Source organism: Nostoc sp. NOS(2021) (genome assembly GCF_017115025.1).
Lineage (GTDB): Bacteria > Cyanobacteriota > Cyanobacteriia > Cyanobacteriales > Nostocaceae > Nostoc.
In genome coordinates, this window is the sequence record NZ_JABXKM010000142.1 from 1 (window position 1) to 9680 (window position 9680).

The 9680-nt window shown below is 42.4% G+C and carries 9 protein-coding genes; 5 read left to right on the forward strand and 4 right to left on the reverse strand.

Features of this window, described 5'->3' with window-relative positions:
• Window positions 1-217: 217 nt before the first annotated feature.
• Both HWQ41_RS18645 and HWQ41_RS18650 read left to right on the forward strand, forming a co-directional pair.
• Window positions 218-904 carry a group II intron maturase-specific domain-containing protein gene (locus tag HWQ41_RS18645; protein WP_292765866.1) on the forward strand — a complete coding sequence of 229 codons (687 nt, stop codon included), beginning with the start codon at window positions 218-220 and terminating at the stop codon, window positions 902-904.
• Between the two features lie 689 nt (window positions 905-1593).
• Window positions 1594-2367, forward strand: coding sequence for an armadillo-type fold-containing protein (locus HWQ41_RS18650; protein ID WP_292765868.1), 774 nt, complete (start codon window positions 1594-1596; stop codon window positions 2365-2367).
• 67 nt (window positions 2368-2434) lie between these two features.
• Here HWQ41_RS18650 and ftsE read toward each other — a convergent pair whose 3' ends face one another.
• From ftsE to HWQ41_RS18665, 3 genes are all read right to left on the reverse strand, one after another.
• Window positions 2435-3181 (reverse strand): cell division ATP-binding protein FtsE, encoded by a 747-nt coding sequence (ftsE, locus tag HWQ41_RS18655; protein WP_292765871.1) that lies wholly within the window; start codon window positions 3179-3181, stop codon window positions 2435-2437.
• 165 nt (window positions 3182-3346) lie between these two features.
• Window positions 3347-4102 (reverse strand): WecB/TagA/CpsF family glycosyltransferase, encoded by a 756-nt coding sequence (locus HWQ41_RS18660; protein WP_292765873.1) that lies wholly within the window; start codon window positions 4100-4102, stop codon window positions 3347-3349.
• Between the two features lie 148 nt (window positions 4103-4250).
• Window positions 4251-5336 (reverse strand): RNA-guided endonuclease TnpB family protein, encoded by a 1086-nt coding sequence (locus HWQ41_RS18665; RefSeq protein ID WP_292765875.1) that lies wholly within the window; start codon window positions 5334-5336, stop codon window positions 4251-4253.
• A gap of 585 nt (window positions 5337-5921) precedes the next feature.
• Here HWQ41_RS18665 and HWQ41_RS18670 point away from each other — a divergent pair.
• The 3 genes from HWQ41_RS18670 (at window position 5922) to HWQ41_RS18680 (ending at window position 8908) form a co-directional block, all read left to right on the forward strand.
• Window positions 5922-6641 carry a response regulator transcription factor gene (locus HWQ41_RS18670; RefSeq protein WP_292765876.1) on the forward strand — a complete coding sequence of 240 codons (720 nt, stop codon included), beginning with the start codon at window positions 5922-5924 and terminating at the stop codon, window positions 6639-6641.
• 164 nt (window positions 6642-6805) lie between these two features.
• Window positions 6806-8479 (forward strand): SpoIIE family protein phosphatase, encoded by a 1674-nt coding sequence (locus HWQ41_RS18675; protein ID WP_292765878.1) that lies wholly within the window; start codon window positions 6806-6808, stop codon window positions 8477-8479.
• A gap of 3 nt (window positions 8480-8482) precedes the next feature.
• Window positions 8483-8908: an anti-sigma regulatory factor gene (locus tag HWQ41_RS18680; protein WP_292765879.1), complete on the forward strand. Its 426-nt coding sequence runs from the start codon at window positions 8483-8485 to the stop codon at window positions 8906-8908.
• 178 nt (window positions 8909-9086) lie between these two features.
• Here the strand turns inward: HWQ41_RS18680 and HWQ41_RS18685 are convergent, their stop codons facing one another.
• Window positions 9087-9533, reverse strand: a complete 447-nt coding sequence (locus HWQ41_RS18685; protein ID WP_292765882.1) for a ketosteroid isomerase family protein — start codon at window positions 9531-9533, stop codon at window positions 9087-9089.
• Between the last annotated feature and the right edge of the window lie 147 nt (window positions 9534-9680).

A 9680-nucleotide genomic window follows, 5' to 3' on the forward strand; every position in this document is an offset into this window, starting at 1 on the left:
TAGGCTACAAAGTATTTAGCGATCGCTCTCTGGAGAAAAACTTTTTGGTTTACTGATAACCGTTGTCCAAAGATGCAGGGAGATAATCTCTGAATGGTTAATAGACATGGGTCTGGAATTGAAACCTTCCAAAACACGTCTAACCCACACCCTAAATGAGTATGGGTCAGAAAAACCGGGGTTTAATTTTCTCGGTTTTAACATAAGACAGTGGAAGGTGAGTAAATACGACTCAAAACAAGGTTTCAAGACAATCATCACCCCAAGCAAGGAAAAGCAAAAGATACATTACGACCGAGTAGCAAGTATCATCGACGACCATAAAGCAGCGCCACAAATGGCGTTAATCAGCCGACTAAATCCGGTAATAACAGGATGGTCTAACTACTACTCAACATCAGTAAGTAAGGTTATCTTTGCTGACTTAGATAATCTCATGTATCCAAAGCTAAAAGCTTGGGCGCAACATCGCCACCCCAAGAAATCTGGGGGATGGGTGTCAAAGAAATATTGGCAAACCATAGGCGATGATAATTGGGTATTCGCAACCAGGCAGGAGGGTAAAAACCCGATGCGGTTACGGTCACACGCGGAAACAAAGATTATCCTTCATGTGAAAGTCAAAGGCGATGCCAGTCCTTACGATGGCAACCTAATTTACTGGAGTACAAGAATGGGGAATCACCCAGAAGTGACTAAGAGGATGGCAACACTCCTAAAGGAACAAAAAGGGAAATGTACCCACTGCGGAATGTACTTCCGAGAGGAAGATGTACTGGAGATTGACCACAAAACCCCCAAAAGTTTGGGAGGTAAAGACGAATATAAAAATCTCCAGATATTACACAGACACTGCCACGATGAAAAGACAACTGAGGATGGTTCAGTTGTGAAGTACACATGACAACGTGCCGAGTCATTGAGGAGCCGTGTGAAGGGAAACTTTCAAGCACGGTTTTGAAGACCAGCGAGTTTCGTGAGGGACTCGCTGAGTTTACTTGTAAGCATGGTTAAATGATGGGGTTCGTAAGCGTTGCGGTAGCGAGTATTCGAGCGTCTGCCCGATCATTTAACATTATCCGCATTATGAAATATTGCTGCAAGAGCAAAACGATTATTAATCATGAAACGCACCGTCTCTATAAGAGTCGATTTAGCAGATGTAAGATTCTTAAACCTGATGGGACAATGTGCATTAATATTTAATGCAGATATTGACTGAGCGATAGAGAACAAAACATTTAACAAAAACAAGGCACTGCCAAACGTATGAAGTATAAATTAATTAAGTGTGATTAATTTTTTAGCCTACCCGACTGGAAGGGCTTTGCCAAACGTCGAACGAGTTCTGCTTTAGAGTACGACAACGACTGTACCGAACAGCCTAGTACCGCATTCGCAAAATTCAAAATTTAAAAAGCCTTGATGCCCTTGCTCTGAGCCATTTAAAATGGTATCTTAATTTCCGCCGTGCTGTACTAGTCTACTATCCGTCCATGAAAACCGGGCATCTTGTGGTTTGGGCCTTCACCCTTTCTTCATCCTAGTAAAACTTATACAATAGGTAACTTCGTAATCAAGTAGGTAAACACTGTGGCACAGGCTTCGTCTTCTTGGCAGCAACTGATCAACCAGATCCCCAAATGGAACTGGCCGCTGACAAAGTTCAAGACAAAGGGAGCCACAAAGCAGCAAACATTTAAGCGTTTCTCTGGGCCTGGGGGCTTTCTTGGGTTCTTGACAATCGTTGTTGCCATGTTGTTGTGGAACTGGATACTGCTATTGGCTCTCTTAATCGGCGTTGGGATAATGGTATTGGTTTACTCAATGCAAGAGTGGGACTGGGAATTGCACTGGTCTAAGATACGTAAATTCTTAAACAGTTCAAATCGTCGGTTAACCTTAGCAGTCATCAGTGGTGGTCTTGGTACTGTCAGCACTTACATGGCAGTTGCAATTTGGGTTGACTCTCACAGTCCCTGGATTGCCACTGGTGCGATTGTGCAAGGTGTGGGAACCCTGTTAACTTTAATTTTATTGGTATGGCAAATTGTCAACTTCCATGAAAATCGAGAAGAAGACCACCTCGATCAGTTGTTGGTCAATTTAACAGAAAAAGATCCATTGAAGCGATTGATTGCCCTACGTCAACTAACTAAATTCATCAGCCGTAAGCGAGTTGATTCTTCAGTGCAGCAAGATGTTATCGAATGCTTGCAACTCCTACTCAGTCGAGAGGAGGAAGTTGTGATTCGAGAGGCAGCTTTTAAGAGTTTACAAGCCTGCGATCGCCTACAAGTCCTAGCACCCAAAACAGCATTAACTTTCATACCCGTATCAGCAAAAGTCAAACACCATGTTTTTTAGTCATTAGTCATTAGTCATTGGTTAAATGATGAGTTCTAATTAATGCCCAATGCCCAATCCCCAATGCTTATTTTCGAGACAGCCGTCCATTGCGAACTTGCACTACCCGATGATTGCACCGCCGCACCAATTGTTCATCGTGGGTGGTAACAATTACCGTAGCCCCAAAGGAATTTAACTTCTGGAGAATCTGGATAACTTGCCAGGAATTATCTGGATCGAGATTTCCAGTAGGCTCATCCGCCAACAGCAGCGGTGGTGTGCCAACGATCGCACGGGCAATACTCACCCGTTGTTGCTCTCCCCCAGACAGTTGATCTGGAAAGCAGTCAGCTTTATTCAGCAAACCCACCAATTTCAAGGTTGGTTCTAGGCGTCGTTGAATTTCTTTACGTGTATACCCTTGAGCTTGCAGCACAAAAGTCACATTTTCCGCTACTGTTCGTTGGGTAATCAATTTGTAGTCTTGAAACACAATGCCAATCCGTCGCCGCAATAATGACAAGCGATCGCCCCGTAAACCCGCTACATTACAATCATCAACAATTACTTGTCCCTGTGTGGGTAACTCCTCGCCATACAGCAGTTTCAAGAGCGTTGATTTACCAGAACCACTTGGCCCCGTGATAAACAGAAATTCTCCCTTTTTTACCTCAAGGTTCGCATTTAACAAGGCATGACAGCCATTAGTATAGGTCTTGGTTACAGATTGCAATTGCACCTTTGCGGTAGTATTGCTACCGTACTGTTGAGTTTCACTGTCCTCTTTATGAAAGGATTTGTCTTTCTTAACTTGAGTTGTTAATACTGGCATTGTTAAATTTTCCTCATACCCACATCAAACAGTTTGCCGCTTAGATGTGACATTCCTCTCAAAATAAGGATTCCCAGGTTTCGCCTGGGAATTTAAAATTCAACAAAGAAAATTTTAAATTTTTTGAAGACTTTAATACTAACTAAGTAATAACACCCAAAACTCTTAACTAATTGCACCCCTTGCTGTCAAACGATAAACAAACGCTTTTACAGCAAACGCTGGCAAAGCCAACATCCGCCGCCAACGCCAAGGTTCTTGATAAAGCCGATATAGCCATTCCAAATTATTATTTCCTAACCAGGCGGGGGCACGAGTTTTAGTTCCCGACCAAATATCAAAACTGCCACCGACGCCAATCCAAATTGCTTGGGGACACAAATGACGGTTTTCGGCAATCCATAACTCTTGACGTGGTACTCCCAAACCGACAAAAATCACTTGTGGCTGCAATTGAGCGAGAGTTTGTCGCAATTGTGCTTCTTCTTCTGGGGAATGGTAGCCTGAGTGAGTGCCTACTATATTCAAATCTGGAATTTGCTGCTGCCAAAAATCTGCCGCAATTGATGCCACTCCAGGCGCTGCTCCATAGAAAAATACCTTTGCTCCTGTCTTCTGTTGCCCAAGTTCTTGCAAAAGTTTTTCTGCTAATTCAATCCCCGGAAAACGCTGGACTTTTTGCCATAACAGCCACCGCAAATACAGAACAACCCCGGCTCCATCTGGAATCACTAGTTCAGCATTTTTAATCACCTGAGCTAAGAATTGATTTCGCTCTGCCTGCATAATCATTTCTGCATTGAGCGTTACTACATGAGTTCCTTTGCCTGCGTGCAGGCATTCTAACAACCAGCCTGGATAGTTAGCCATCACATGAACTGGTATTCCCAACACTGAAAATGCTTGATTGCCGTTAGACATAGCCTATTCTTGAGTAACCGTTATATAAAACTTATCCAAAGTTATCTAAACCAAACTCTTGCAAGAAAGATTGTAGATAAATGAGCGTGTTTACTTCCTGCTTCACTCTGGAGATGTCGGCATCCACCAGTCCACAGGCTAACATCACCTAACTGGCGACTTTTGACAAATTAATCGCGGCATTGAGATCACGATTAAGGACAAAGCTGCAATGTCCGCATTCAAAAACCCTTTCCTTAAGTGGAAGAGTTTCTTTTTTAGTACCGCAATTTGAGCAGGTTTTGCTACTAGGGAACCAGCGATCAACCACCACAAGTTTAGAACCGTACAGTTCGCATTTATAAGTCAACTGACGGCGAAACTCATAAAATCCCATGTCGCCGATGGCCTTGCCTAGTTTGTGATTAGCCATCATCCCGCGCACATTCAGATCCTCAATTACTACCTGCGCGTGGTTCTTGCTCAGATAAATCGTGAGTTTATGCAATGTGTCCTTGCGAATATTGGCTATCTTCCTATGCACCCTAGCTATCTCTATCTGTGCTTTTTTCCAGTTAGCTGAACCTTTAATTTTATGCCGATTTAACCACTGGAGTCTAGAAAGTTTTGCCTCAAAGAAGCAGTAAGATTTACAGCCAACAATAACTTCACCACTGGAAAGGGTAGCTAAGGTTTTGATTCCGAGATCAACTCCTATAATACTTGTATTGCTACATTCTTGCTGCTCAACATCAAATCTGAAACTAATAAACCATTTCTTTGCTTGGCGAGATATTGATACTGATTTCGGATTAAGTTGAGGTAATCGCTCATAGGTTTTGAGGATACCAATTTTGGGTACTTGGATTTTGCTCAAACCAATTACTTTGATAGCACCTTCAATTGTAAAGCGATCACTTAGACCCCTTTTCTTGAAATTAGGAACACCGGATATTTTCTTAAAGCATCTATCCCAAGCTGTCCTTAATGACCTTAACGCTTCCTGTGGTGTCGATTTACTGCATTCATAATACCAAGGGTATTCAGGCTTTACCAACGCCACCAACCACTTGTGGAGGTCAATAGCACTAGGAAACTTTATCTTCTCAATTGGGTTGATTTGATTGTGATCAAGGATTTGTTTGGTTAGTGCAAGTCCCCAATTCCAAGCATGACGCGACACTCCACAATGCTGTAATAACTGGGTACGCTGCAAGTTATTCAGTTTCAACTCCGTCTTGAAACCTAAGAGCATTTATCTGTATCTTGTGAGTATAATATCTAGTATACCAGATATTATACTCCATGAGTACTGTAAAGTTCAAACCTCAAAAAAGCGTACCCTATGATCAAACGCCACTAAGAGTTGAAAGTTGCGCCAGGTGTTAGGGAAAAGGTTAAATCTATTTGTGGCTGGCAGGAAATATTAAGAACGTTTTTGGATAATTTGATTGCTGAACAAGAAAAACCTCCTCAGAGTAAGCAAGATTGAATAGGTATGGTTAAGTAATTTCCAATTTGGTATAACCCTCACACCAGATTTCCTTGAATGTTAAGTTTATCAAATTTTTTTAGATTAGAACTTAGGCAGGAGAGATTCCCCATTACCCTGCAACAATAGAAAGCATAATTAAACTAAATTAGTCTTGGGCGCTTGTACTTGGACTGAACCAGTACAAATTTTATTGTTAAAGTGTAATATTCACTCAGTATAAAACGCTCAACTCGCAACTCTGGTTCCGGGAACAGAAGCCCCCACTATACTGCTGCCAGTTAGTGTGGGAGTATGTCACGAAACTCGACTTTATGGTTAAGGTAGTGTAACGGGCTGAAGTTGGCTATGAGTAAAATTCGTATCGCTCTGATTGAAGATCATGACCTAACTCGTGTAGGTATTCGCACAGCACTACAGCAAAAGAATGAAATTGAAGTTGTAGGTGAAGCTGCCAATGCTGCTGAGGGACTAAAGATGTTAAAAATGGTACAACCAGATATTGCCATTGTAGATATTGGTTTACCAGATAAGGATGGCATTGAGCTGACACGGGAGGTAAAAGCTACTACTAATGGGCAGCAACTAGTCACAAAGGTGTTAATTTTGACGCTGCGGGATAACAAAGAAGCGGTGTTGGCAGCTTTTGCCGCTGGCGCAGACTCTTACTGTATGAAAGATATCAAATTCGATAATTTGCTGGAAGCAGTACGAGTAACTTACAATGGCAACGCCTGGATCGATCCGGCGATCGCTCGGATTGTATTACAACAAGCGCAACAAAATCCCCAAAAGTTGGAATCGGCTTTTGCCAATACCAAGACAATTGCCCCTAACTCTGATTCTTTTGAGAATCTGGAAGGAATTCAACCTTACACCCTGACAGAAAGGGAGTTAGAAGTGTTACAGTTGATTGTCGAAGGTTGTAGTAATGCAGTGATAGCGGAAAGACTTTACATCACCGTTGGGACTGTTAAAACTCACGTTCGCAATATTTTGAATAAGCTATGTGCCGATGACCGTACCCAAGCAGCAGTCCGCGCCTTGCGTTCTGGGTTGGTTGGATAAAGTTAATTTTGGTTTTGAGCAATTGAGGATGATCAAGGGAAACTCACAACTTTGAGAAAGTTATATTTTCAAAGTGAATGGCTTCTCTGATTTTCTGTTATTTATCAGGTGGGATAAACATCACACTATCTCGCCATTCAAATATGTGAAAATTAAAGTCAAATATGCCTGAGATCGGGGTCGAAAAACTTAAGCTCATGGTGGTAGATGATGAGCCAGATAACTTAGACTTACTCTACCGCACTTTTAGGCGAGATTTTCAAGTATATAAAGCCAATCATGCCTTTGCTGCTCTGGAAATCTTGGAGAAATTTGGTGAGATGGCGGTGATTATCTCTGACCAAAGAATGCCAGAAATGAGTGGCACTGAATTTTTGAGTCGCACCGTAGAGCGCTTTCCAGACACGATTCGGATTTTGTTAACTGGTTTTACTGATGTCGAGGATTTGGTGGATGCGATTAACTCCGGTCAGGTATTCAAGTACATTACTAAACCCTGGAATCCGGATCGGCTCAGAGCCTTAGTTGAGCAAGCCACTGATATATATCGCCTAGTTAAGAAGCGCACGCAAGAATTGCGTCGGGCTTTACGGCGAGAATCTTTGTTTAATGCGGTAACAACAGCAATTCGGGAATCTTTAGACTACGACAGTATGCTGCAAAAGATTGTAGCAACTATTGGACAAACATTTGAAGCTACCAGTTGCTTGCTCAGTCCAGTAGAGGGCGATCGCCTCACACAAGACCAGTTTTTCTACCGCGATCCTCAATCCGATGTATCAGATTTCTTCTTCGACCCCAGTGTTTTAATTGAAAAGGTGCTGGAAACCCGTCATTATCAACTTGCTGAAGATGTATATAACGGTAATCCTTCTCACCACCTAGTTGTGCCACTTAGCTACCAGCAGCATCTCTTGGCTGTGCTGGCCCTCCACCAATGGGGACGCGATCGCCCCTGGCAAGACGAAGACATCCAACTGATTGCAGGTGTTGCTGAACAAGCAGCCTTAGCTCTCTCTCAAGCAAAACTCTACCAGCGCCTCCAAGAAAAGCAAGAGCAGATTCACAATGAGTTGGAGGTGGCTCGCCAAATTCAATACAACTTGCTACGCCAAACTTTACCTGACATCAAAGGTGTCAAGGTGCAAGCCTGCTGTTACCCAGCGCGGGAAGTAGGAGGCGATTTTTTTGAAGTGTTTGTTCATCCCAAAGGCGACTTGTGGTTAGCAGTGGGTGACGTTTCTGGCAAGGGGGTTCCAGCTGCTTTATTTATGGCTAGTATTATTTCAGTTTTGCGCCGGGAATTATCTCAAGAAACACCAGCCGAGCCGAATGTGGTCATGCAGAACCTCAACCACGCTCTGAGTGAAGATTTAATTAGCAACAATTATTTTATCACCCTTGTCTTAGCCTGTTATACCCCTACCACTAAGGAACTCGTCTACACTAATGCCGGTCATATCTATCCACTGTTATGGTCACGCCAAGACGCTTTAGCCGACAATCCCAATTACCTCAAAGTCCGCAGCATTCCTTTGGGGATCTTGCCTAAGTGGCAGGCAGAGTCTGGTCGTTTGGTTCTTGCTGCTGGAGACACATTGTTACTAGCCAGCGATGGAATTACAGAAGCAATGATATCAAATAATTCTGATTCAGCAATAAAAACCGAGTCTGGCGTTGAGCCAGTTAACCGTTCTATGCTGAATCAAGATGGACTTTGGCAACTCTTACAACAAGAGCAACAACCGCTTTCTCTTAACCATTTACTAGCTCGCATCCAGGCAGATAACCAGGTTCAAGAAGATGATCAAACTATACTTTCACTGGAGATTTTGTAAGTAATGAAAAGTGAGCTTCATGTACCAAGTGACTTGAATTTTCTTAATATTGTCGAAAACTGGTTGCTGGGATGTTTGAAAATCCAGCTAGGAGATTCTGTGGATTGGTCACGGCAATCAAGTCGTTTGAGGCTGGCTTTGGTGGAAGCCTACTCAAATGCAGTCCGTCATGCCCACAAGGAGAAACCAAATTTACCGATTTTACTGCGTTTGGAACTCAAAGGCCGGGAGCTTGCCCTAGAAGTTTGGGACTACGGCGAAGGCTTTGATATGTCTACCTACTACGCTCCAAACCCTATGGAAAAACAAGAAGGTGGTTATGGTTGGATGATTATGAATCGTCTTATGGATAAGGTAGAGTATCAGTTGCAGGTTGATGGTGCCAACTGTCTCAAGTTAGAAGCTACTTTACCGGAATTAGTCCAATAGACAAAAGTTACTATTTTTCAAGTAATATGATTTATCCGAATTTTAGATGACTAGATTTTGTTTTGGGTATAATCAAATATTGCCTAAGCTATTATACTTATTTGCTACTTTTCACGACGCAAAGAAAGTAACACCAATTTGAAAAAAAATGTCACAGATACAATCCTAGAAGCCCAGATTAAATCAGGCTTTCTTCATTTTGAATTTTGAATTGGTATAACTCTTGGGGGGAAGCTAAAAGTTTAATTCTAGTATAGAAAATTTGCCGTTGTTGGTTGAGGATAAATAGCCACAAGACATTCACACTACACCATGAAGTTTGTGCTTTGCCTGTTACCTGCACTTGGATTGTAGCGTTTTCTAAAGTCTCGGCTATTCCTGTGTTGGGGTAAGCTTTAATATTTTGGCCTTCTTGTTTTAAGTAGGCTGCGATCGCATCTTTCCCCACAATATCAGATTCAAATGGTGGACGCATCACACCATCTACCGCAAACAAGGCAGCAGTTGCCTCAAATTCTCCTGCATTTAAGGTTTCAAAATAACGCAGTATACTTGGTTCTCTAATTCCCTCAATCTGGAATTCTTCTTTCAACTGCGTTGGGGATATAAATTCAGCAGAGGTCACGTCGCTTCGCTCCGAATTCAAAATTCAAAATTAACAATCGCTATAAATACATTCAGTTGCTCTGTATCATGAGTCTTTGTCGGTCAGAGAATTATAGCAGGGGACTGGGGACTGGGGACTGGGGACTGGGTTGAAAGTCTGTTTGTA